The sequence below is a fragment of the Ochrobactrum sp. BTU1 genome (assembly GCA_018798825.1).
Taxonomy (GTDB): domain Bacteria; phylum Pseudomonadota; class Alphaproteobacteria; order Rhizobiales; family Rhizobiaceae; genus Brucella.
Genome location: CP076357.1, coordinates 754578 through 778468 on the forward strand (window position 1 = coordinate 754578; position 23891 = coordinate 778468).

Consider the following 23891-nt stretch of genomic DNA (forward strand, 5'->3'; position numbering starts at 1 on the left):
CGCAAACTTTCATTTGCTGCAGAGAGTTAAATCAAGACGACAGAAAGATAGTTCATAAACGGTGCTAGCCAAAACCATTTCATCATAGCCAACGAGCGCCAGGAGGCGCAGTCAAAATCCCTCTGCGATATGCAGCTTCGCAACGGCCATAGAGGCTATAACGGCCAAAGACGTTTCTAAAAGGGAAAATATGGGATGGCCGATTGCAATAGCATTGGAGAAAAACCCTTCTCAGACAATCAGTTATAGGGGCATTAGAGCACGGTAATTCCGGCTACCATATGTGCCATACTCCCCCTTTTGGTAATCAAAACGCATTTGCCAAAGTCACGGCCTTTTTTTCCTTATCGATGAAAAGTACTAGTCTTCCTTGATTAGCGATGAGTTTATTTTACAATTCTGACCTCACCTTGTGCAAAGAACAATCATTCTGCTTGCGCCTTAATCATGCAAGCGCTGCACTCAGATCGTAAGAATGCCTGTTCATTTCTCGCAAATCGAGTTGGTTTTCTACATGATCGAGGTGGTGCGCCATAAGATCTACCGCCTTGCTCCGATCCTTTTGAATTATTGCATCGACAATCTCAGCATGCTCGTCGGGTCCGCAATTAAAGTAATCTTCGTTGCGATAGACTGCGGTAATTAACGACGTGCGTGAGACCAGATCACGCATCATCGTGAACAGGAAATCTGAGGATGCAAGCTCGGCTAGAAGTAGATGGAAACCGCCCGACAGCTTGATAATATCAGTCGCCAGATTACTCAGATTAGCTATGCGTTCCTTCGCGACGTGATCATTGAGCCGCTTCAAATCAGTTCGCGTTGCCGAGCGACATAAGCGCTCGACGACGCAAGTTTCTACCGTGCGACGTACAAAGAACACATCTCTGGCTTCTGCGACCGTCGGTTTGCAGACGAAGGCTCCTCGATTGGGAACGATATCAACAAGCCCCTCGCGCTTAAGGGCGGCGAGAGCCTGCCGGATTCGTGCGCGGCTGACCTCGAAGATCTCTGCCATCTGCTCTTCTTTAAGCTGCACGCCTGGGCGCAGGCGCCGCTCCGCAATTGACAACCATACTTTCTCGACAATTTGCTGTGTCGATGCACCCTTGAGCTCTGCCATGAGCGACCCTCCCCTTCTTTGTCAAGAAGCTCAAAGCACGACAAAAAGTCAACCATCTTTGGCGTACAAACAAGACAATATTGTCAACAATAAATAGGGTATTACGCTATCTGGGGAACAATCGTGGGTGCAACCGCACTTTTGACACGCGGATAGTCGTAGCTGTTGATTTTGGACGTGGAATAACCTGCTCCGACCAGCGCTTCTGCCATTTTTACTGCAGCTGTCACTCCGTCGATCACTGGAACTCCCGTCGCCTGTTTGAGACGCTCGCACAATGACGACATTCCCGCGCAACCCAGAACGATTGCTTCTGCTCCATCTTCAGCCTTTGCGCGTTCAATTTCCCTGAGCAGGAGCTGCTCGGCATTATAGGCGTCTTCCTCGAGAGCTAGTACTGGGAGGTCGATGGCACGCACCTTGCGACAGTAACGATCTGCACCATAGTCACTCACGAGATCCTCGATGATCGCAACCGATCGCGGCAGCGTTGTTATCACAGAAAAGCGCCGGCTAATTGTCATAGCCACCTGTATCGCCGCCTGACAAATGCCGATGACCGGACCCGTCGCCACTTCGCGGGCGGCGTGCAAACCCGGATCGTCAAAGCAGGCGATAACGTAGGCATCGGCACCCAGAACCTCACCTTTCCGGATTTCCGCCAGCATTCCCGGCAACGACATCGCTTCATCCGCGCCGCCTTCGATACTAACCGGAGTGTCGATCGGGTTCGTCGCGGAGATTTGTGTTTGTTCGTGTTTAACCAGCAAAGCACTTTCGAGAGCCTGCGCTGTCATCGTGGAAGTGGAGTTGGGGTTTATAAGATAAATATGCATCTTGGAATTCTCTGTTGCCAGGCTGTTAGCCTATTGTTTCGGCTTCTTGAAATCGCCGATGGGCGGTGCTTTCAAAACGAATTGGCGATCGGATGTCACATAATTGTCGGCGTGAAGCCGGGCTATGGGCTGATAGAACTCCGGATCCACATAATGTCCTTCAGCATCGAGACAATTGCGCCGGACATGCATCTGCACAACTTCACCCAGGACCAGTGTTCGACGCGGATAATCGATTAAACGTTCGACACGACACTCGAAAACGCAGGGCGCCTCCTCGGGATAAGCGACATCGATTTTGCGACAACCAACGGGTTTCAGTCCCGCAACGTCAAGCTCGTCTACCTCACTGTCGAAACCAAGTCCGCATATGAGCATCTGTTGGGATAGCGCCATATCGACCATGCTGATCGCAAATTCCCCGGACCGACGAATATTGATCATGGTGTCTTTCGGCTCACCGCTCATTCGTGGCTGAATCCCCAGAACAACAATTGCCGGCTCATGGGAAAACACGTTGAAAAAGCTCATCGGCGCAGCATTGTTGTGCCCAGATTCTGAACGGGTCGTCACAAGAGCTATTGGGCGCGGACCAATAAAATTGGTCAGCAGTCGATAGCGGCTTTGCGGGTCAATGGCTTCGAAATCAAATTCCATGGGTAGCCCAAATGTTGAATAATAGCCTACAATCTTGTGTCATATTGTCGACAATACTGCAAGCAATTAAATCCCCGAGTTGACTTTTTCACGCGTATAGCGATTGTCTGCATCAGCAAGGAGAAACCACTTATGAATGAACCAGCTGCACTGTCGGTAGACCAGATAGTTGAACGGGTCTGGCTGTCGATCGCCGAGAGGCGATTGCGTCCTGGTGTTCAACTCAAAGAAGAACAGCTGGCTTCTATATTCAATGTTAGTCGCGCGCGGATCCGGCAGGGACTTAACGTGCTTGAACGAGATGGTTTGGTCACGATTATTCCCAATCGCGGTGCCTTCGTCAGCAAACCGTCCGTCGAAGAGGCCCGGGACGTCTTCTTTGTTCGACAGGCAGTCGAACGATGCATTGTGGAGCGGCTTTGCTCGTCCAAACTCAAAGAAAGTGTAAAAAGGCTTCGCGATCACGTCGATCAGGAACGAGTGGCCAATGCTGAAGACAGTACCACAGATATTATCAAGCTCTCCGGGGGCTTTCATCTTTTGCTCGCGGAACTGACGGGATCCGATTTCCTCTTCACAACAATGCGGGATCTTATTGCTCGCAGTTCGCTGATCATGGCCGTTTATCGTAATACCGCACGGTTTAATTGCGGGCCGGACGAACATGCGGAGATCGTGGAGGCGATCTCGGCAAAAGAAGTTCAGAAGGCGGTACATCTTATGGCGCATCATCTGGAACATGTGGAATCCGAACTTGACCTGAGCGAGATACGTGATCTCTCCCACGATCTGCGAGCAGCGTTGGCTTAAATTCGAAGGAAGCCGGGCACCGGCTCCTTCCATGATTGTTTCTTCAAGCTTCCATTTCGACGAGATGGCAGGCGACCCGGGTTCGATTAGGTAAAAGCTGCATCGCCGGCACTTCCTTTGAACACCGCCCAATCGCCAGAGGACAACGTGGATGGAACGTGCAGCCTGATGGCGGCTTAAGCGGGCTTGGAACCTCGCCTGTCGCGGGTTCTCGGTTGCGATTTGGCGCTGCAATATTGGGGATCGTCTGCAACAAGAGCTGCGTGTATGGATGCCGTGGCTCAGCAAAAAGCTCTTCTGTATCGCCTTCTTCAACAATCCTGCCCAGATACATCACAGCGATGCGGTCCGACATATGTCGAACGACGCTCATATCGTGGCTGATGAAAAGATAGGTCAGTCCCAATTCGTCTTGAAGACGACGCATCAAGTTGAGAACCTGCGCTTGAACCGAGACATCGAGTGCTGAGGTTGGTTCATCGCAGACAAGAAACTCCGGTTCACTTGCCAATGCGCGGGCAATGGAAATACGTTGACGCTGCCCTCCTGAAAACTCGTGCGGAAACTTTTCGCCGTCCGAAGGAGAAAGCCCGACGGTGCGCAAAAGTTCTTCTACTCGTTCGGTTACCTGAGCGGCGCTGTCACGCAACTTGAGTTCACGCAGTGGCTCCGCGATAATGTTTTTAACTCGCCAGCGTGGATTAAGTGACGCATAGGGATCCTGGAAAATCATCTGTGCGGATAAAGGTGCGCCGCTTTTACCGGGCGCAAAGCGCATCTCGCCACTCGTCGCATTATGCAAACCGGTAACCAATCGTGCTACCGTTGATTTTCCGCAGCCGCTTTCTCCCACAATACTCAGGCAGCCGCCGGACGGCACTGAAAAGCTGATATCATTGACAGCCTGCAGATATTGTTTTGGTTTACGCTCGACAACGCGGTTCAACCACGGTGCCGATACATCGAAGGTTTTGACCAGTCGATCAACGGTAAGAGCAGGGACTCGGTCCAGAGGTTTTGTCATGCGGTGCCTCCTGCGTTCAGCCAGCATGCACTAGCGGCCTGATCGGAAAATGTGAGTTCTGGGCGTTCGCGTAGACAACGCGGACCCACAGACTTGCAGCGTGGGTTGAATGCGCACCCATCAGGGATTGCATCAAGGCGGGGCATGGAACCATCAATCTGATTGAGCTTCTCAACACGCGCACCGAGCGAGGGAATTGAGGCCATTAGTCCTTGCGTATAGGGATGACGCGGGTGATGGAGGATTTGCTCCACCAGACCAATTTCAATCAACCGGCCAGCATACATGACTGCAATTCTGTCGGCAGCTTCTGCGATGACGCCCATATCATGCGTCACAAGCATGACGGCGGTCTGCTTCTCCTTGCACAGCTTACGCAGGAGCGAAATGATCTGCGCCTGGATCGAGACGTCAAGCGCTGTGGTAGGCTCATCCGCGATAACCAGCTTAGGTGACGCGGCAAGAGCTAATGCGATTACCACGCGCTGGCGCATGCCACCGGAAAACTGGTGTGGGTATTGGCCAACCCGTTCTTCAGGCGAAGGGATTCCTACGTCGCGCAATAGCTGTACCGCGCGCGCCTTTGCCTCAGCCTTACCTAACCCGAGATGACGGCGGATCGTTTCGACAAGCTGCGCTCCAACGCTAAAAAGCGGGTTGAGCGAGGTGAGCGGGTCTTGGAAGATTGCACCAATTTCCCGGCCGCGGATTTTTTCCATCGCGCGATCATCAAGTGTATCGATCCGTTGCTTGCCGAGCCAGACTTCACCGCCTGCGATATGTCCTGGCTGTTCGAGCAGCCCTTGTATCGCAAGACCGGTCATGGACTTTCCAGCACCCGATTCACCGACGACCCCTAAGATTTCACCTGGACGGATCGACAGGCTAACATCTGACAACGCAGTTACAGTGCCGCGCCGTCCGGGGAAGTCCACACGAAGGTTGCGGACTTCAATGACTGGTTCCTGAATGTTACCCATTTGCGTTTCCCTCTGTCGGACCCTCGATTGGGTAACTTGGCGGAAATATTTCTGCGACGGCAGGATTATTCCAGCTCCGTTCGGGATATTTGGCTATGAGCCCATCATACTGGATCTGCGCCTGATCTCGCGCTTTTTGCATATCAAAACCTGCCAGGTTTCGGTCAAGCATCGAGAGGCGACCATCGACAAAGACGGCTTGAGTGATTTTCCCCGAACCGCCGGTGACGATGGTCGTGATGGGATCAATGGAAGGGGCCATGAACGTGTCATCGAGGCGGAAAACTGCGATATCGGCCCGCGCGCCCGGTGACAAATGTCCAAGATCAGAGCGACCGAGTGCTTTTGCACCACCAATGGTCGCGGCGTCATAGAGATCTGCTGCACGCAACCTCTCCGGGGTGCCATCCGCGACACGACCGGTAATGAGACCTGCAAGCAGGTTCATCAGCATATCTGGCGGCGTAGTATCAGTGCCCATAGCAATATTGATCCCACGCTTTTTGCAGTCCGAAAACGATTTCAAGATCGATCCGCCGCGGCCTGAAACCAGCGGGCAATGAACAATGGAAACACCATTTTCGGCGTAAAGCCCCAGGTCTTCATCGGTAGCATTGGTGGCATGCGGCGCAATCAGGCGGTCGCTTAACAGTCCGTTTTTTGCGAGCCAGACAGGCGCGGTGGAGCCGTGCAACATACGCACGGTATCCACCTCCATCGTCCCTTGCGCCATATGAAGGCGGAATTTGCAGCCCAGATCACGTGCTGCAGCGTCAGTACGCTGAATGAGCCCAAGCGTTGACGTTTCCACGCGGTCTGGAGCGAGCATTCCGCGCACAAGGTCGCCGTGACGTCCATTCTGGCGTTCGATGTATGCAATTGCGTCGTTGAGCCCTTGGAAGCCGCGCTCCTCGTCAAATACGGGCACGATTTTGCCCGGTTCTTCCAACACCATTCCGCCGGTGCGGTAGGCTGGGCTTAGATAGACACGTAGCCCCAGGTCGCCCGCAGCCTCGGCAGCTGCATCGAACTCGGCGACCGTTTCGCCCCATTCTCGGTAAAACAAAGAGGCAATTGGCGCGGCTGTGGTGATACCGTTGAGCAAAAGCTGGCCGAAAGCAAACCGCTTCTGAAAGGCTAACTCCTCGGAAGAGTACATCTCATAAGGCCCAGTATCCACGTAAGAGCGTGGCCAAACCCGACCTTTTGCCCAGCCTGGGTGATGATCAATGCCGAGGATCGTTGTATCGAGATCCGAAAGCGCATCCAGATCAATCAAACCAGGACTGATCAATGCATTTCCGAAATCAACCCGGCGGGCTACCTCGCCTGTAAAACCGTGTCCGACAAACACAATCTCGCTATTTTCGAAGACCACCTCACCGTTTCTCAACAGTCGGTGTCCGCCATCCTTATGCCCCACGACCCAGCTCGCGGTGATGAGTGTCCGTCCTTCAGGGCGACGAGGTGACGAAAGATAATGCGAAAGATTTTCCAGTGATTGATTCATCACGGCATCTCCACCACAGCAATGCCCTGTCGAGCAGTGACGCGGCCGCCTTTGACCACAAGCGGTCGTGGAGCGATATCCACGACTGCGTGCGCCAGTGTCTCGCCTGTCAGGAGTGTGAAGTCAGCATCGCAGCCAACATCCAGTCCGTAATTTTCAAGTTGCATGACATCCGCACCGCCCTGAGAGACGATATGCAACAGATGCTCGAGGTCGTGATCCGAGCGAACACCATTTTTCATACCGATAACTTTTGCACGGTCCAGCATGTCTGGCTGCCCCCATGGACCCCAGGTGTCGCGGATACCATCACAACCACCGCCGATACGAACACCTGCTTCTTTCAGCCGCTTGATCGACGGCACGCTCGCAGAAGGCGCACCGGTCGTAAGAATAGCGACATCAAGGGCAGCGATTTGCTCAATGAGCTGACCGACGCGAAGATAGTCGTTCATTCCGAGCGCGAAGGCATGGCTAATTGCAACCTTGCCTTCCATACTGTTGGCACGGATACGCTCAAAGATAAGTTCCATGGTGAACGCACCAAGATCACCCGTTTCATGGAGATGAATATCGATCGGAACCCCATATTTGGTCGCAAGCGCGAACAGAATATCGAGTTGCCCCTTTGGATCCCGATCGATGCCGCAAGGATCAATCCCGCCCAGCACTTCGCATCCCTGGCGAAGCGCCTCATCAAGAAGCTCTTTCGTGCCCGGCATGACCATAAGGCCCGACTGGGGGAAAGCGACGATTTCGATATCGATGATGCCCTTGAGCTTTTCGCGTGTTTCCCAAACGCCTTCAACCAGTGAAAGGCCATGGGTCGGATCGATATCCACGTGACTGCGGATATGCGTGCTGCCGTTTGCGACCAGACCGATTGCATGGCGCATTGACTGGCGATGTGGATCAAGACCAATTTGCAGCCGGTTCTCGCGTTCAAAGTCAATCCGTTCGCGTAGGATTGCCGCGCGATTATTGACATGCCAGGGCATGCCCCATGTGGTCTTGTCGAGATGCGTATGTGCATCGATCAACCCAGATGCGACAATAGCGTTACCACCATCTTCCACGGCCATACCAGCCTCTGCTTCGAACTGTCCGAAACCGGCAATCTTTCCGTCGCGGATCAGCATGTCACAGGTGTCGCCTGCCATGGGACGGACGTTTTTGAGCAAAAGATTGTTCATAATTCTTACCTCAGTTTCGGATTAAGAGCGTCACGGAGCCAATCGCCAAGCATGTTGACGGCCACGACCAGCAAGCAAAGCTGAACGACGGGGAAAAGCACGATCCACCATGAACCAGAGAAAAGGAACTGATTGCCAATTCGGATCAGCGTACCGAGCGACGGCTGGCTCGGCGGCATCCCGATACCAAGAAAGGATAGCGTCGCTTCGGTAAGAATGGCCATGCCAAAGTTGAGCGTTGCTGCGACCATGATAGGGGTCAGCGTATTGGGAAGAATGTGATTGGCCATGATGCGTCGGGCCGGCACACCGATCAATCGCGCCGCTGACACGTAGTCCTTGCCTGTCTCGACAATAGCCTGGGCGCGCACAGTACGGGCATACTGCACCCACGCCGAAAGTGAGATGGCTAGAATAAGAACCGCAGACGCTCCAATTTCGCGCAAACTGACGGGAAGCATCTGCCGCACAACTGTGGAAACCAGGATCGCCACCAGGATGGTTGGGATCGACAGAGTGATATCACCAAAGCGCATCAACAGATTGTCGATGAAACCGCCAAAATAGCCGGAAACAAGCCCTGCGCTCATGCCAATCACAAGCGAGAGGACGACCGATGCAATGCCGATGACAATTGAAATACGTGTGCCATAAAGGATGGCCGACAACATATCTCGACCTTGCGTATCAGTTCCGAGAAGAAACGGCCATTCACCGCCCTCCTCCCATACTGGAGGCAGTTCTGCCTTCCACATGTCGAGTGCCGCACCGTCATAGGGGTTTTGTGGTGCAATTAGCGGTGCGAACACTGCAGTAAGGATCAAGATTGCGAGAAGCGCGGCACTGAACATGGCCGTTTTGCTATGGGTGAAGGACCACCAGAGATCGCTTTTACGAATGCGCTGAATAAGCGAAGGACGCACGACCGGGGTGGATTGAGAGGCTTGGGTGCTCATGAATTTGGATCCCCCTTAGATCAGCGAGCGGTGCGCAGCCGTGGATCGATTACCGCATAGGCAATGTCCACCAGCGTGTTGAGCACGACGAAGATGAAGGAAATAATGCACAGATAGGCCGCCATTACCGGAATATCGAGAAACGTGACTGCCTGGATGAACAACATGCCCATTCCTGGCCACTGGAAAACAGTTTCCGTGATAAGCGCGAAAGCAATCAGCGAACCAATATTCATTGCGGTCATGGTTACGACAGGCATGAGGCAATTTCGCAGGGCATGTCTGAAATAGATGCGCCAGCGGGGAATACCTCGAGCACGTGCAAATTTCACATAATCAGAGCGCAACACTTCGAGCATTTCCGCTCTGACGAGCCGCATCACAAGCGTTACCTGATATAGTGACAATGCAATTGACGGCAAAAGGATTGCGGCGCGGCCAGATGATGTGAGGAGCCCTGTCGACCAGCCGCCCAGCTGGATGACGTCACCGCGCCCAAATGCCGGAAACCAACCAAGCGACACCGAAAAGACGAGGATCAAGAGAATACCGACTACAAAGCTCGGTAAGGAAACACCGACAATGGAGAGAAACTGCAGACCCTCCGTATACCACTTTCCGCGTTTGATCGCAGTCAGGACACCCAACGGCAAGCCGACAAGCAAAGAGATGAGGGTCGCAACCAGCACGAGCTCAAGCGTCGCAGGGAACCGCTCGGCGATGAGATTTAATACATCCTGGCCATTGCGATAGGAGATGCCAAAATTGCCTTGCGCCGCATTGACCACGAAGCGGGTGTATTGCGTCATAAGACCATCGTTAAGGCCAAGACGCTCACGCAGATTATCGCGGTCAGCCTGCGTCATCTGCTCGTTTGCCATCATCTCGACGGGGTCGCCAGCCAGCCGGAAGATCAGAAAGGCAAGCAAAGCGACGGCCAACATCACCATGATAGCGTTTGCCAGGCGCTTAATGATAAAAACCAGCATAGAAATTCCTCAGTAACAACAGGGCACGTCGGGGGATGTTTTCACCCCCCGAGGCATTTGATTGATTTATTGGGCAAACTGCGTCAGCCAGTGACGCGGCTTGTTGTCGGGCAGCTGTACGATCTTGTCGATCTTCTTTGACATAACCCACGCCATTGGTTGCTGGTGCAAGGGAAGCATTACGATTTCCTCTTTCACCATCTTCAGCGTTTGTGTCTGTAATTCTAAGCGCTTGGTGCGGTCCATTTCGGTGGATGCCTGCACGACAAGCTTGTCGATATCCGGGTAACTCCAGCCGCCCCAATTGAAGACGCCAGCATTGGCAGTCTTGGTCTGGATCATCTGAAGAAGGATAGAGTAGCTGTCCAGCATTGGCTCAGTCGCCCAGCCGATCAGATAGACGTCGGCTTTACCACCTGTGCGTTTGGGCGCCTGTGCTGCGGTCGGCGCAATATCGAGCTGTGGCTTAAAGCCGCCGCGGCTCAACATATTCACCATTCCCTGGCAAAGCTCCTCCTCGTTCACATAAGCATCGGTTGTGCAGACAAGGGTGAATGGAAAGTCAGTGGCGCCAGCGTCTGCGAGAAGTTTCTTGGAAAGCTCTGGATCGTATTTGAGTGTCGTGTCGAGGTCCGGGGTATATCCAGGGATTTCAGGTGCCACGATCGCACCTGCAGTGCGCGACTTACCACGCATGATACGCTTCTGAATAAGGTCCCGGTCAAGCGCATGGGCAAAAGCCTGCCGCACTCGCAGATCATTGAATTTGTTCTCAGATCCGTCTGCCAGTTTGGCTTTTCGATTAAATCCCATCATCACGGTACGAAGGTCGGTGCGCTCCAACACGTTGAGGTCGGGCTGAGCTTGTAATCGCGGCAAATCCTGTGAGGGAGCATTTTCCGTGAAATTGACTTCACCAGAGAGGAGTGCCGCTACGCGGGTTGCTGCTGAAGTGATGGGCGTAAACTCAATTCGATCAATGTTCGACTGTGATTTGTCCCACCACTCCGCGTTCTTCACGAGAATGGTTTTTGAATCGGGCACACGACTTTCGAGCTTGAAAGGACCAGTGCCATTCGTGTTGTAGGTCGCATAGCCTTCGATCTTTGCACCAACATCTGTAGGCTTTTCGGAATTGTTGTTCTTCAACCAATCCGCATCGAAGATATGAATGTTGGTCAAGTCGTTTAGAAGCAGCGGATAAGGGCCGCTCAGCTCGATATCAACTGTGTAATCGTCGACTTTTTTAGAGGATTTATACGCTGGGAGATTTCCACGCAGCGGTGAAACCGGATCACTGACGCGCTTTAACGAAGCAATCACGTCATCCGCATTGAATGCCGCACCATCGTGGAATTTGACGTCTTTACGCAGGTGAAAGCGCCATACCGTATCGGAGACATTCTCCCAGGACGCGGCTAGCGCAGGCTCGATCTTCAGTTCGGCGTCGTAACGTACCAATCCTTCATAGACATGATTAAGGAATGAAAGTGTATAGCTATCGCCATAAGAATATGGATCAAGCGAGTAGATATCGCGTGATGCGCCCCATTTGAGTGTTTCAGCATGGCCCGACAACGTAAGGCTCGCTAGTACCGTGACCGCCAGGCCCAGTTTCTTCAACATATATTTGCTCCGCTCTTGGAAATTTGCGCCCCTTTTTTGGGGTCTGTTTTAATTTATCGACGGAAACCTCCCTCACGGCAGGTTAAGCCCTTTCGCCTTTACGGCGTGCTGTGAGTGTCGTGTGGTTTCCTCCGTGTTAGGTGGCCCAGCCTTTTCGGCTTGTTACTGGTCACGTTGAACAGTATGTCCAATCCCTAAAAGTTGTCAACGAGATTGTTGACAATATGAAAATATTTGCGCGCGGGACTTGTTGACAATGTCGCTCAGGGAAAACGTCAGGAACTTGCCTTCCAAAGTGGATAGCTGGAGGTAAATATCTGTTCAACCGGTGGATGTTGCCAACTTCTGTCGGGGTATTTTGCGATCAGCCCATCATACTGACGCTGCGCGTGTTCTCGCGCCGCCGCCATATCGATACCCGCAACCTTGCCACCAAGCATGGACATCCTTCCGTTGACGAACACTGCTCTGGTGATCTTGCCGGAACCACCCAGTACCAACGTCGTTATAGGGTCAACGCTCGGTGTCATATGGACATCATCGAGACGAAACACCGCAATATCTGCCTTAGAGCCTGCTGAAAGTCGGCCAATGTCGGTGCGTCCAAGTGCTTTGGCGCCGCCGAGTGTTGCAGCATCAAAGAGGTCTTTCGAAAATACCGTGTCGGATGCTTTATCGCCGATACGGCACGCGATCAGACCAACCAGCATATTCATGAACATATCCGGCGGCGCCGTATCGGTGGCCATTCCGATATTGATACCGAGTTTGCGACAGGCAGAAAACGAATTCAGAATGCTGCCCATACGTGCGGACACCAGAGGTGAATGCGCAACCGAGACGCCGTGCTGGGCATAAAGTTTGAGATCTTGTGATGTGGCGTAGGTGCCGTGTGGCGCATACAACCTTTCGCTCATGAGGCCGTTATCCGCAAGCCATTGCGGTCCCGTGACACCATGCAGTCTATGCATTGTATCAAGTTCGAGCTTGCCTTGAGCCATATGAATTCTAACTCGGCAATCGAGATCATTTGCCGCAGCCATTGTTTTCTTTAACAAGGGCAGTGTGCAGGTTTCGATACGGTCGGGAGCAAGCAGACCGTTGACGAGCCCGCCATAACGTCCTTGATTACGTTCAATGAAATTGATTGCGGAGGCAAGGCCCTGAAGCCCGCGCTCTTCATCAAAAACAGGTTCAATGCGGCCTGGCTCCTCCAATACCATGCCACCCGAACGATATGCGGGACTAAGAAAAACACGAAGACCCAGATCGCTGGCAGCCTGCGCTGCGGCTTCAAATTCTGCAACTGTTTCTGCCCATTCACGATAATAGAGCGAGGCGATCGGTGCGGCCGAGGTAATGCCATTTAACAAAAGGAGGCCGAACCCGAAGCGCTTTTGAAAAATGAGTTCTTCCTCTGAATACATTTCATAGGGACCACGTTCCAAGTAGGAGCGCGGCCAGATACGCCCTTTGCTCCACCCTGGCTGATTATCTTGGACGAGCAAGTAAGTGTCGAGATCAGACAATGCATCAAGGTCGACCAGACCAGGGCTGATCAGTGCCGTTCCGAAATCGATGCGACGGGCTACTTCTCCCTCAAAATGCGGGCCAGCATAGAGCACCCTGTCATTCTCGATCACAATTTCGCCGTTCAGAAGGGTTAAACCTTGGGGCCGTTCGCCAAGGATAAGTTGTCGAGAGATAGGCAGGGTAGAGCTGTCGATTTCCATCATGTGATGATCCTGGCCTCGAAATTAAAAGAGCGTTTCATCGAAATGAAACGCTCTTTGTCACAATCAAGTATCAGCTGTGGTCTAGTTATTCAGCCATCATTGTGTGCCAGTGACGCGGCTTATTGTCGGCGCGGAAATCCACGCTCTTAACCTTGTCAAGCATACCCCAGGCGATCGGCTGCTGGTGGAGAGGGATCAAGATCGCCTTGTCCTTGGCAATTTTCAGCGCTTCTTCCTCCAGTGCCAGACGTTTTGCAGTGTCTGGTTCTTGAGCTGCCTTTTTTACAAGCTCGTCAAGTTCTGTATAGGACCAACCGCCATAGTTGGAGACACCGGTTGAACCGCTCCGTGTCGACAGAACCTGGGAGAGGAGAGAATATGCGTCAAGGGTCGGCTCATTGGCCCAGCTCAGATTGAACATATCGGCCTTACCGTTTGTTCGCTTTGGCTGTTGTACAGCACGCGGGCCCATATCAATTGTGGGTTCAAAACCCGCGCGCTTGAGCATGTTCGCAATGCCGGAGCAGATATCTTCTTCGTTAATGCTCTCATCGTTCATACAGAGATAGGTGAATGCCAGGCCTTTCTGACCGGCTTCCTCCAAAAGCTTCTGTGCAACTTTGGGGTCAGCGGGCTGAAACACGTCAAGCGTTTTGGCGTAACCTGCGATTTCTGGAGCGATCAGTGAACCGGAAGGGCGCGCCAGAGCCCGCATGATTTTTTTGTTAATCAGATCACGATCGATACTCGCCTCGACTGCCTGTCGAACACGCACGTCCAGAAATGGGTTCGGACGGCCATCATCGAGCTTTTCCTTCCCATTGAAACCGATAAAGACCGTACGGAGTTCAGTCCGTTTGCTCACCTTAATACCGGGTGAGGATTCAAGACGCGGCAAATCCTGAATTGGCGCTGAATCGACCAGATCAATTTCGTTGGAAAGCAATGCTGCAACGCGCGTTGCGGCAGACGAAATCGGAACATATTCAATACGATCGAGATTATGTTTTTTCTCATCCCACCACTGATCATTGGCGATGAGCACTGTTTTGGAATCTGGAACGCGGCTATCGAGCTTGAACGGACCGGTGCCGTTGGTGTTGTGGGTCGCGTAATTTTCGGTCTTGGAAGCGATATCGGTCGGCTTTTCGGCATTATTGTCCTTGAGCCATTTCGCATTAAACATGAAGATATTTGTCATGTCGTTGAGGAACAGAGCAGTCGGCGCCGAAACCTCAATATCGACAGTGAAGTCGTCCACCTTTTTGACGCCGACATAAAGTGGAATGTTCCCACGCAAGGGCGAGGTCGGATCCGAAACTCGGTTCATCGATGCCACAACGTCATCTGCGCTAAATTCGGCACCGTTATGGAATTCCACGCCCTTACGCAGGGTAAATCGCCAGTATTTATTGTCGACCAGCTTCCATTCGGTTGCAAGCGCCGGCTCGATCTCGAAATTCGGACCGTATCGGATCAGACCTTCGTAGATATGATTGAGAAAAGCCAGATTGGAGGTCGAAGGGACTGAATCTGGGTCCAAAGAATATATGTCCGCCCGGCTACCCCAACGCAAAGTCGCGGCATCTGCGGATGAGACCGCTAGAGGCACTGCAATGGCTGCTGCGGCCAGCGCTGATACGAGGAACTTATTTAGACGCGTCATGCTCTTCCCTTCATGAATATCGACAGGATCCGTTCGTTCGGATTTTGAAGCAGTATCATGAGCCGTTTCATTATTGTCAACGATATTGTTGGCAATTATGATCAGGAACATCAACATCAGCGCTCTGATTACACGCATGCGCGCTGCAACCGGCACTGAACCAAAAGGGGACATAAATGAGTGGGTTACTGCTGCTCCATGGAACGATTGTAACTGTAGACGGCTCGAGGCGAATTATTGACGATGGAGGGCTTGCTGTTGAAGACGACAGAATTGTCGACATCGGTCGTGCAGCGGAACTTAAGCCACGTCATCATGAAAAGAGGATAATCGACTGCACCGGCAAAATGATTATTCCGGGACTTATCGATGCGCACGGACACGCCGGCCACGCATTGATCCGCAGCATCGCGGCAGACACGAACTCTTTATGGATGCGGATCGTCACACCTACTTATTATCACTATGTGACACGCGACTATTGGTACGCCGATGGTCTTGTCTCGGGCCTGGAAAGATTATGTGCAGGTGTGACAACATCTGCCAGCATCATTACTTCCATGCCGCGCAGCGACGACCCGACTTTTGCGATCAATCACGCGCGCGCCTATTCCGAACTCGGCTTGCGGGAAATTATTTGCGTCGGTCCAGCCGGCCTGCCGTGGCCGCAATCAGTAACACGGTGGGAAACAGGCAGCCCCGTGCGCCGAAGCGTTTCTTTCGAGGAAATGCTGGAGGGCGCCGAGGCAGTTATAGAAAATTTGGATGGAACGGCAGATGGACGCATAAAGGTTTTTCTCACACCATTCACGATAGTGCCCTCGGTTGAACCGTCGAACGCTTCAACACCTGATCTTGCCGTCAATTTGACAGATAATGATCGAATGCAGGCACGGCGTATTCGGGAAACAGCCCGCAAATGGGGCGTGCGCATCCACTCTGATGCTTTCGCCGGTCAGATCCGCATGGCATTCCAAGACAAGGAAAATGCTTTGCTGGGACCGGACGTACATCTGCAGCATTGCTGGGGCATCTCGCACGAGGAAATCGATATCCTTGCTGAAACCGGGACGCATGTCACCCATGCTCCTCCCGGACGATCAACACCGGTGATGGAAATGATGGCGCGTGGTGTACCACTTGCGATCACTTCAGACGGCGCAGCACCAAGTCGCCATTTCGACATGCTACAGATCGCTCGCATCGCTCAAGCGACACAGCATATCCTGCACAATCATGACCGTTACATTTTGCCGCCGGGCAAAGTGTTTGAGATGATAACCATCGACGCAGCGCGTGCGATCGGCATGGACCACGAGATCGGATCGCTTGAGGTGGGAAAGAAAGCCGACATTGCCATCATTGATATGCGCAAACCACATTTGACACCAAACTGGATGCCCGTCCATCGTTTGATCCATCAGGTGTTAGGCAGCGATGTAGATACAGTGATCGTTGACGGAAAAATCCTTATGGAAGATGGCAAGGTTCTGACCACTGACATGCAGGAGGCCCTGGCTTTTGGTGAATCGGAGGCTCGGGCGTTGGTGGCAAGAGCTGGATTAGAGAAACACATGCACGATCCTGCGTGGGGTCAATTGCAGCGAACCTTCAACGAGGCAGTCAATTTCCCTTCACTGCCGCAGGACAGTGCTACCCGTGAATAGGTTTCAATCCTCGTCGAGGCGACGGAAGACGAAACAATATGATAGCTGAGCGAACTATCCTGCCAAATCCGACTAGCCGCGACACGTTTTCAGCGCCGAGCCCAACTCGTTTGCATAGATGCGTTTGCCACTTACCCGAATTAAAGCCTAAACAACGGCGACGCCAACAGGGTTTCTATCAGCGTCTGCGTGAGCTTACGCACCTACTTTTGCATCAAGTTCGCATTTAGTCCGCGATCAAGTGCAACATACCAGAGTGCAGCATGGATGGGCTCGGTATTGGAACCTTCGCTACAGCTTCCATCTTAGTTGACCCATTCGATGAGAGTGGGTCGCTGAAAGTTTCAATTCCACTGAGTAAGTTTGAATGAAACCCGCTCAGTGGGTCCATTTCTCCGGGTTAAGTTCATCACTCGGTGGACGACTTCGACCGCAGCCTAATGCCCAGATGACCTGATTGGAAAGCGTGTGTTGCACTGCCTTCCAGCCGGCAGCTTTGAGAGCACTATTTACTTGCCTGTCTTGTAATTACCTCGTTTTGGAACTTCATCGATTAGCGTTTAACAGCCGCTCCAGGAGCACTGCAGCTATAATAATCGTCCCGATTACGGTCCCTTGCCAGTACGGATCTATCCCCAAGAGGTTTAATCCATTCCGAATACAGACCATGATGATTACACCAAAGAACGTTCCGATGATGGAGCCACGCCCGCCGAAAAGACTGGTGCCGCCGATTACTGTGGCTGCAATCGCATCAAGCTCCAGCCCGAGCCCGCTTGTGGGATCGACTGAGCGAATTCTTCCAGCGAGAAAGATTGCTGCCACTGCACACAAAACACCCGTAATGACATAGACCGAGATCTTATAGCGACCCACTGAAAGACCAGCGACGCGGGCTGCCTCCGGATTGGAGCCGACAGCATAAAGCGAGCGTCCAGTCTTAGTCTTTATAAGTAACCAGTAGACGGAAGCGTAAAGCAAGATAAGGAATATGACATTGATCGGGATACCGCCAATCATGCCCATTGCAATTTCGCTTAGTTGGGGCGGCAGATCGGTGATCGAGCGAGCGCCACTCAATGTGTAGGTCAAGCTTCGGCAAATTGACATCATTCCCAGCGTTACGATGAATGCTGCGACCCCACCTTTCTCAATAATAAAACCGTTGGCAAATCCAATGACTGCACCGGTGAGCAGCCCAATCGCGATCCCTGGATAGAAGCCGAAAACAGGAAAACTAACAGCCATCGCAACGCCTGTCAGTCCAACAGTTGAACCCACCGAGAGATCGATACCTGCGGTCAGAATGACCAAGGTGAGCCCGACCGCAAGGATACCGACCACAACCGACTGGTCCAATACGTTGAGTATATTGTTGTAGGTCAGAAAATAGGGACTGGCAAAACTCAGTCCAACCACGATGAAGGCGGTGAGTAAAAACATCCTTAGTTCAAGAGAATGACCGATGTGGCTGAAGCGAGACCAGAGAATTCGGGTAGTGTCGGGTGTCTGAACGCTCATGCTGCAACACTTTCTGAAGTGTGTAATGAATGATGGACAATACGATCCAATTCGCTAGCCAGTGGAAGTTTGGCGGGATCGTTCGTGAGTAACACAATCGCTCCCATCGCTTGTCCCTGCTTGCCCCGCATGGTCGCGATGGTGATGTTCGCATTCTCCGGCTGACTGAGAACGGTGGCTGAAAATGGAAAAAACTCGCCTTTTTGCAACATTCCCGCGACCGGCTCCGAATGTGCGCTGTCCAGGCAAAAGACATAGTCGTCATCATAATGGAGCCACATGCAGCCGGCATTGAATTGCTGCGCAATACGCGTCAGCATCGCACCAATTAAATGCGCCGAGCGACGCGGAGCGGACAGCATTGTCAGACGTTGGGTGTTCAGACAAGCAACCGGAACGTCTGCAACGCTTCTGCCGTCGCTTAAAACAACGACCCTGTCAGACAAGCCTAACAATTCTTCAAAATCGGAACTGATGACCAAAATGGCTGTCCCTTCATCCGAAAGCTCACGCAACGCTTTGTAGATCGTAGAACGGGTTTCAATATCGACGCCCCGCGTTGGTTCATCCAAAATCAGCAGTCTTGGGCTGGCGAGCAACCAGCGCGCAATGATGATTTTTTGCTGCATGCCGCCGCTAAATTTCAAAATATTGGCATCGTTCAGACGACCAAGGTTTAATCCCAGTCGGCTCACCACTTCATGGGCGCGCGCCTCCGATTTTTTGTAGTCTACCAATTGATGGTTCTGAAGACTTAGTTGAACGAGCATCAAGTTTTCCCGCACTGAAAAGTCCGGTATCAACCCCTGCGTTCTTCTGTCTTCGCCTATAAAACCGATACCGGAGCGAATGGAATCCAATGGGGAGCGGGGCGAAAACGCCTCGCTCGCAAACTTGATAGACCCACGCTCAACAGCACGTAGCCCAAAGATCGCCTCGACTGTTTCTGTTCGCCCTGCCCCAACCAACCCGCCAAGCCCAACAATTTCTCCGGCTGCGATGTCAAACGACACATCTTTGACCATTGGCCCTGCGGATAATCCTTCTACCTGTAAGATTTTTCTTGTTGTTCTGATGGGCCGGGTTTCATGATGCGCATAAATATTGGAAAGTTCCCGCCCAACCATCAGGCGGATAAGCTCATTGGCATCAATACTATCCGTCCTGATCCCACCGACGACGGTCGCACCTTCGCGTAAAACCGTCAGGCGGTCCGTTGCGGCAAAAATTTCCTCCATGCGATGGGTCACAAGAACAAGACTATGGCCCCGCTCAGCGAGCTTTCGCGTGAGTTCGAGCAACTTGTCACATTCGTAAGGTGACAATGAAGTCGTCGGCTCATCGAGGAATATAACTTTGGAATTGAGTGCTAAGACTTTTAAGATCTCAACAAGCTGCCGATTGGCCATTGAAAGACGGCCAACCTCGTCGTCCAAGCTGAAACCAACTGAGATCTGTAACTCGTCGATTAATGCTATCGCCTGACGACGATTGTTAGCCCAGTTTAGTCGTCCCGGCTTTGCGAATTCGGGCAGGAAAATATTTTCGAGTACCGATAAGTGAGGTGCCAGACTGGTTTCTTGCGTGACCATGCTGACACCCGCAGCGATCGCATCGCGTGGCGAGGAGAAATGAACCTCACGCCCATCAACCGTCAAACTGCCACTATCGATGCGATGCATTCCCGCAATCGCTCGCATCAATGTGCTTTTGCCGGCTCCATTTGCACCCACTATAGCGTGCACTTCGCGGTGATTGAGCGAGAAATCAACGCCTTTCAGTGCTCTCATTGAGCCAAACCGCTTTTCGATTCCCTGTGCGGTAAGCAGCAACGCAGGCTCCGTGTCATTCCGATCCAAGCGGAATCCTCCCAATTTAACTCCATCCTCGATTTTTATGATAGCGCTATCTTTTCCGATATGGCAAGCATGTGTTTGTCGACGGATTGACTTTAACAGCTTTGGAGGAGGCACGAATGAACCAGGAAGAATACGTGTTTGAGTTTGTTGATGCACATCATCACTTGTGGGATCTTAAGCGACTATATTACGCTTGGCTGACCGACAAACCATTCATCGGCCATCCCTCAGGGGATTACAGCAAGATCATGAAAAACTATCTTGTTGGTGACCTTCGTCGGGAAGCCCAGGCGGTCAATCTGATTAAGTCTGTACACATTGAAACTGCGGATGGCGAGACTGACCCGGTTCGTGAAACGCAATGGCTGCAAGAAGTTGCCGATGAAAAAGGCATGCCAAATGGCATTATTGCGCGCTGTGATCTTGCGAGCGAAGATGCCGCGAGCGAACTTGACCGGCATCAACAATTCGGTAATTTCCGTGGTGTGCGAATGCTTTCGTTTATGGGGCTTGATTTCCTGGATGCTGTCGAATTTCGACAAGGTTTCAAGGAGTTGGCAAAGCGGGATCTCGTTTACGACATGGATGCGGACTGGCAACAAATGCACAAGGCTTATGCCTTGGCAAAAGACTTTCCTTCCACGCGCATCATCTTAGGCCATTGTGGCTTCCCCAAAGAGCGGAACGTTCCCTACTTTCATCACTGGCGCAAAGCGATTGCCCAACTCGCGCAAGCACCCAATGTGGCATGCAAACTATCCGGACTGGCAATGGTCGATCACAATTGGACAGTCGAAACAATTCGGCCCTGGATAGAAACCTGCATCGAACATTTCGGCGTTGATCGCTGCATGTTTGGCACAAATTGGCCCTTGGACGGTCTTCACAGTGAATATGCAACCGTCGTCAATGCTTATCGTGAAATTGTCGACGACTACAGCGTCCCTGAGAAACGCCAATTATTCCGCCTCAGCGCTGAAAACTGGTATTGCATCTAGGCAATTGATCAGGCCGTTCCACGCCGAATAAGCTGGTGGTCAAGAACGATGGTTCTTTTCTCGCTCTTGGCCCCGTCCAATCGACTGAGCAGCATATGGGCTGCGCGTTCACCCATCGCATCGGGTTGGATGCGCACAGTCGTCAAGGCTGGAGAAACAAACGATGCGAGATCGAAATCGCCAAAACCGCAGATGGCCAACTGATCGGGCACGCGAATTCCACGTCTGTTGCATTCCAGCAATGCGGCAAGCGCTAAGCTATCGGCGGAAAAAAAGATCGCGTCTGTCAAGGGTTGCTGCCGCAACACTTCATCCATTCCGATTACTCCATCTTGGGTATTCATCGGCATCGTCAGCTCTACTCTGCAGGCTGGCGACAAACCCGCGGCTGCAATCGCCTCTGCAAGTCCCTCGAATCGTGCGGATGCTCGAGGGTCTTGGGTAGCCCCACCGCCAACAAAAGCTATTCTCTTTGCCCCACGCGCCACGAATAGATCCCCGACTGCGCGCCCTGCCGCAATATTCGAAAATCCAGTAGCCATATCAATGGCTTCCCTGTCAGTATCCCAGGTCTCGACAATCGGCAAACTGCTCGCTCGTAGCAACTCTTCTGCAACAGGTGTGTGGTTGTTTCCTGTGAGGATGAACCCCAGTGGGCGTCGTTCTAACAATGTGCGAATGATATTTTCTTCCCGCAGGGCCGAATATTCGCTGTTGCCGATGATCACGGATATGCCGCGTTTCTCCATAACATCAATGATGCTTTTCACCTCTGCAGCAAAAGCAGAACTGGATAATGTCGGAATGACAACCGCGACGACGCGACTGCTGTTAGACGCCAGATTGCGTGCAGCCTCGTTAGGAATATAGTTCAATTCACGGATGATCTGCTGGACGTGCAGACGTGTTTTCTCCGCGACTAGCTCTGGTCTGCCGATCACCCGAGAAACCGTCTGCGGAGAGACGCCCGCCTTATCGGCCACATCCGACATGGTCACGACCGGCAGGTTCAAAGAAATATTTCGAGATCGCTTCGTCCGCATTGACACCTTCGTATGTTAACGCTAACTGTATCGCAAAATGATAGCGCTAGCACAACCCGCAAATGAGACGGGAAGCCTAGTTTAAGATTCATTTTTGGGAGGAGAAACCAGGATGATTACCCGACGGAATTTTGCGGCGTTGGCCTTATGCGTCACCGCCAGCCTTTTGAACAATAGTTCTTACGCGCGTGCAAGCGATAAGCAACTCGTTTATCTGTCTGCAGGCATTGAAGCCCCTTTCTGGCGTTATGTCTCAAAGGGCGCCGAAGCGGCTGCTGCTGACCACAAATATAAGTTCACCGTCCTCGACTCCCGCAACAATGCACAAAGCCAGCTGCAAAATGCCCAGGACGCGATCGTAAAGGGTGCCACAGGCATCGTTTTATCGCCGACTGATTCCTCGACGGCTCCAGCAGTGCTCGATCTCGCAATGCGAGCAGGCATTCCCTTGAGCTTCGCGGGTATTGGCACGACATCTGGCGACTATACAACATTTGTCACCTCAGATGATGAGGCGGGGGCATACGCCGTCGGACAGGAAATGGCTAAAGCGCTTGCGACCAAAGGCTGGAATAGCGCGGAAATCGGGCTTATCCAGATTTCTCAGGCTCGCCAGAACGGCGTCAAACGAACAAATGGTTTTGTGAAAGCCGTTACCGATGCGGGGCACAAGATTGTCGCGCGCAATGAAATGCAACTCTACACCGCCGATGAGACCTATCGTTTTGTTCAAGATATGCTCACAGCGCATCCAGGTCTGCGTGGCATATTTGTGCAAACCGATACGCCAACTCTTGGCGCTGTGCGCGCCGTCGCCTCAATGCGTCGCACCTCTGATACTCTCGTTGCAGCCTTTGACGGAACTCCCGAATTTGTTCCGCTCATTAAGGACGGCGCTATTCTGGCAAGCGGAATGCAACAGCCATATCTCATGGGAAAACAGGCGGCAGAATCGGTGATTGCGAAGATCGACGGGCAGTCGCCTGCAAAGGAGCAAGTGCTTCCCATTCTGATTGTAACCGCCGAAAACATTGATGAGCAACTTCCCGTCCTGCGGGAAAATGTCTTCGCCAACGAGCTCAAATAGTTCGCTTTGTGAAGTTCAAGTGGAAAATTTCGACCCGGGAGGAACCGCCCGAGTCAGTTACTTCTCGGGTGCAAAATGATAGCGCTACCATTTTCGTGTTAAACGTAAGGGCATGTAATGCGATTGAGTGAAAAAAACTACTTCGAAGACATTGAAAATGATTATTTCTATGAGACCCCCGCCATCACCATGGGCGAGCATCATATCCTGACCTTTGCCGGACTAACGGGTGACTTCACGCCCGTACATGTTGATGAAGAGTTTGCCCGGGAAATGGGGTTTCGGGGCCGCCTTGCCCATGGTTTGCTTGGCCTTTCGATGATCGACGCGCTCAAGAACCGTTGCCTTGTCCAATTTCATGTCGTTGCGGCACTGAACTGGAACTGGCGGTTTACCGGCCCCCTCTTCATCGGCGATCAGCTGAAGGCCCATTTACGCATTACTGACAAGCGCCTGACCAGCAAGGGTAATCGCGGGATTATCACGCTCGATATCCGCGCAACAAACCAGCAAAACGAGACCGTTCAGGAAGGAACCAACCAAATCATGGTCCTTTGCCGTCCAAGCAAATGACCTGAACGGACATACTCAACTAAACTTTCATGATAGC

At 52.3% G+C, this 23891-nt stretch carries 20 protein-coding genes; 5 read left to right on the forward strand and 15 right to left on the reverse strand.

Going from position 1 to position 23891, the window contains the following annotated elements:
* Window positions 1-445: 445 nt before the first annotated feature.
* The 3 genes from KMS41_26985 to KMS41_26995 all read right to left on the reverse strand — a co-directional run bounded on the left by KMS41_26985 (window position 446) and on the right by KMS41_26995 (window position 2616).
* Entirely contained in the window at window positions 446-1123 is a 678-nt protein-coding gene (locus tag KMS41_26985) for a GntR family transcriptional regulator (protein ID QWK81444.1), read from the reverse strand.
* Between the two features lie 101 nt (window positions 1124-1224).
* On the reverse strand, window positions 1225-1959 hold the full coding sequence (locus KMS41_26990; GenBank protein QWK81445.1) for an aspartate/glutamate racemase family protein: 735 nt from the start codon (window positions 1957-1959) through the stop codon (window positions 1225-1227).
* 30 nt (window positions 1960-1989) lie between these two features.
* A complete protein-coding gene (locus tag KMS41_26995; GenBank protein QWK81446.1) occupies window positions 1990-2616 on the reverse strand; it encodes a flavin reductase family protein in 627 nt (208 codons plus the stop codon).
* A 132-nt stretch (window positions 2617-2748) separates the two neighbouring features.
* Between KMS41_26995 and KMS41_27000 the strand changes: the two genes are divergently transcribed.
* Window positions 2749-3426, forward strand: a complete 678-nt coding sequence (locus KMS41_27000; protein QWK81447.1) for a GntR family transcriptional regulator — start codon at window positions 2749-2751, stop codon at window positions 3424-3426.
* 43 nt (window positions 3427-3469) lie between these two features.
* On the opposite strand, the gene KMS41_27005 is transcribed toward KMS41_27000, so the two are convergent.
* From KMS41_27005 to KMS41_27045, 9 genes are all read right to left on the reverse strand, one after another.
* Window positions 3470-4450, reverse strand: coding sequence for an ATP-binding cassette domain-containing protein (locus KMS41_27005; GenBank protein ID QWK81448.1), 981 nt, complete (start codon window positions 4448-4450; stop codon window positions 3470-3472).
* Window positions 4447-5430 (reverse strand): ABC transporter ATP-binding protein, encoded by a 984-nt coding sequence (locus tag KMS41_27010; protein QWK81449.1) that lies wholly within the window; start codon window positions 5428-5430, stop codon window positions 4447-4449. Before KMS41_27010 ends, KMS41_27005 begins: the two co-directional genes overlap by 4 nt.
* The gene (locus KMS41_27015) at window positions 5423-6940 is read right to left on the reverse strand and encodes an amidohydrolase family protein (protein ID QWK81450.1); all 1518 of its coding nucleotides are present in this window, start codon (window positions 6938-6940) and stop codon (window positions 5423-5425) included. Before KMS41_27015 ends, KMS41_27010 begins: the two co-directional genes overlap by 8 nt.
* Window positions 6940-8133 (reverse strand): amidohydrolase family protein, encoded by a 1194-nt coding sequence (locus KMS41_27020; GenBank protein ID QWK81451.1) that lies wholly within the window; start codon window positions 8131-8133, stop codon window positions 6940-6942. Before KMS41_27020 ends, KMS41_27015 begins: the two co-directional genes overlap by 1 nt.
* 5 nt (window positions 8134-8138) lie before the next feature.
* The gene (locus tag KMS41_27025; GenBank protein QWK81452.1) at window positions 8139-9089 is read right to left on the reverse strand and encodes an ABC transporter permease; all 951 of its coding nucleotides are present in this window, start codon (window positions 9087-9089) and stop codon (window positions 8139-8141) included.
* Window positions 9090-9109: 20 nt separating this feature from the next.
* The gene (locus tag KMS41_27030; GenBank protein QWK81453.1) at window positions 9110-10078 is read right to left on the reverse strand and encodes an ABC transporter permease; all 969 of its coding nucleotides are present in this window, start codon (window positions 10076-10078) and stop codon (window positions 9110-9112) included.
* A 66-nt stretch (window positions 10079-10144) separates the two neighbouring features.
* Entirely contained in the window at window positions 10145-11704 is a 1560-nt protein-coding gene (locus tag KMS41_27035) for an ABC transporter substrate-binding protein (protein ID QWK81454.1), read from the reverse strand.
* A gap of 275 nt (window positions 11705-11979) precedes the next feature.
* Entirely contained in the window at window positions 11980-13437 is a 1458-nt protein-coding gene (locus tag KMS41_27040) for an amidohydrolase family protein (GenBank protein ID QWK81895.1), read from the reverse strand.
* A gap of 88 nt (window positions 13438-13525) precedes the next feature.
* Complete coding sequence (locus KMS41_27045) at window positions 13526-15106, reverse strand: ABC transporter substrate-binding protein (protein QWK81896.1); 1581 nt, start codon at window positions 15104-15106, stop codon at window positions 13526-13528.
* 176 nt (window positions 15107-15282) lie between these two features.
* Here KMS41_27045 and KMS41_27050 point away from each other — a divergent pair, with 176 nt between their 5' ends.
* Window positions 15283-16773, forward strand: a complete 1491-nt coding sequence (locus tag KMS41_27050; protein ID QWK81455.1) for an amidohydrolase family protein — start codon at window positions 15283-15285, stop codon at window positions 16771-16773.
* Between the two features lie 546 nt (window positions 16774-17319).
* On the opposite strand, the gene KMS41_27055 is transcribed toward KMS41_27050, so the two are convergent.
* Window positions 17320-18294, reverse strand: a complete 975-nt coding sequence (locus tag KMS41_27055; GenBank protein QWK81456.1) for an ABC transporter permease — start codon at window positions 18292-18294, stop codon at window positions 17320-17322.
* Window positions 18291-20309, reverse strand: a complete 2019-nt coding sequence (locus KMS41_27060; protein ID QWK81457.1) for a sugar ABC transporter ATP-binding protein — start codon at window positions 20307-20309, stop codon at window positions 18291-18293. The genes KMS41_27055 and KMS41_27060 overlap by 4 nt, the downstream gene beginning before the upstream one ends.
* Here KMS41_27060 and KMS41_27065 point away from each other — a divergent pair.
* A complete protein-coding gene (locus tag KMS41_27065) occupies window positions 20225-21151 on the forward strand; it encodes an amidohydrolase family protein (protein QWK81458.1) in 927 nt (308 codons plus the stop codon). The genes KMS41_27060 and KMS41_27065 overlap by 85 nt on opposite strands.
* An 8-nt stretch (window positions 21152-21159) precedes the next feature.
* On the opposite strand, the gene KMS41_27070 is transcribed toward KMS41_27065, so the two are convergent.
* Complete coding sequence (locus KMS41_27070; protein QWK81459.1) at window positions 21160-22164, reverse strand: LacI family DNA-binding transcriptional regulator; 1005 nt, start codon at window positions 22162-22164, stop codon at window positions 21160-21162.
* 142 nt (window positions 22165-22306) lie between these two features.
* Between KMS41_27070 and KMS41_27075 the strand changes: the two genes are divergently transcribed.
* Together KMS41_27075 and KMS41_27080 are read left to right on the forward strand one after the other, a co-directional pair.
* Window positions 22307-23281 carry a substrate-binding domain-containing protein gene (locus KMS41_27075; protein QWK81460.1) on the forward strand — a complete coding sequence of 325 codons (975 nt, stop codon included), beginning with the start codon at window positions 22307-22309 and terminating at the stop codon, window positions 23279-23281.
* A 117-nt stretch (window positions 23282-23398) separates the two neighbouring features.
* Window positions 23399-23854 (forward strand): MaoC family dehydratase, encoded by a 456-nt coding sequence (locus tag KMS41_27080; protein QWK81461.1) that lies wholly within the window; start codon window positions 23399-23401, stop codon window positions 23852-23854.
* Window positions 23855-23891 lie beyond the last annotated feature (37 nt).

Coding starts and splice junctions, on each gene's coding strand:
- KMS41_26985 (QWK81444.1), bottom strand. CDS start 1,123: ATGGCAGAGCTCAAGGGTGCATCGACACAGCAAATTGTCGAGAAAGTA.
- KMS41_26990 (QWK81445.1), bottom strand. CDS start 1,959: ATGCATATTTATCTTATAAACCCCAACTCCACTTCCACGATGACAGCG.
- KMS41_26995 (QWK81446.1), bottom strand. CDS start 2,616: ATGGAATTTGATTTCGAAGCCATTGACCCGCAAAGCCGCTATCGACTG.
- KMS41_27000 (QWK81447.1), top strand. CDS start 2,749: ATGAATGAACCAGCTGCACTGTCGGTAGACCAGATAGTTGAACGGGTC.
- KMS41_27005 (QWK81448.1), bottom strand. CDS start 4,450: ATGACAAAACCTCTGGACCGAGTCCCTGCTCTTACCGTTGATCGACTG.
- KMS41_27010 (QWK81449.1), bottom strand. CDS start 5,430: ATGGGTAACATTCAGGAACCAGTCATTGAAGTCCGCAACCTTCGTGTG.
- KMS41_27015 (QWK81450.1), bottom strand. CDS start 6,940: ATGAATCAATCACTGGAAAATCTTTCGCATTATCTTTCGTCACCTCGT.
- KMS41_27020 (QWK81451.1), bottom strand. CDS start 8,133: ATGAACAATCTTTTGCTCAAAAACGTCCGTCCCATGGCAGGCGACACC.
- KMS41_27025 (QWK81452.1), bottom strand. CDS start 9,089: ATGAGCACCCAAGCCTCTCAATCCACCCCGGTCGTGCGTCCTTCGCTT.
- KMS41_27030 (QWK81453.1), bottom strand. CDS start 10,078: ATGCTGGTTTTTATCATTAAGCGCCTGGCAAACGCTATCATGGTGATG.
- KMS41_27035 (QWK81454.1), bottom strand. CDS start 11,704: ATGTTGAAGAAACTGGGCCTGGCGGTCACGGTACTAGCGAGCCTTACG.
- KMS41_27040 (QWK81895.1), bottom strand. CDS start 13,437: ATGGAAATCGACAGCTCTACCCTGCCTATCTCTCGACAACTTATCCTT.
- KMS41_27045 (QWK81896.1), bottom strand. CDS start 15,106: ATGACGCGTCTAAATAAGTTCCTCGTATCAGCGCTGGCCGCAGCAGCC.
- KMS41_27050 (QWK81455.1), top strand. CDS start 15,283: ATGAGTGGGTTACTGCTGCTCCATGGAACGATTGTAACTGTAGACGGC.
- KMS41_27055 (QWK81456.1), bottom strand. CDS start 18,294: ATGAGCGTTCAGACACCCGACACTACCCGAATTCTCTGGTCTCGCTTC.
- KMS41_27075 (QWK81460.1), top strand. CDS start 22,307: ATGATTACCCGACGGAATTTTGCGGCGTTGGCCTTATGCGTCACCGCC.
- KMS41_27080 (QWK81461.1), top strand. CDS start 23,399: ATGCGATTGAGTGAAAAAAACTACTTCGAAGACATTGAAAATGATTAT.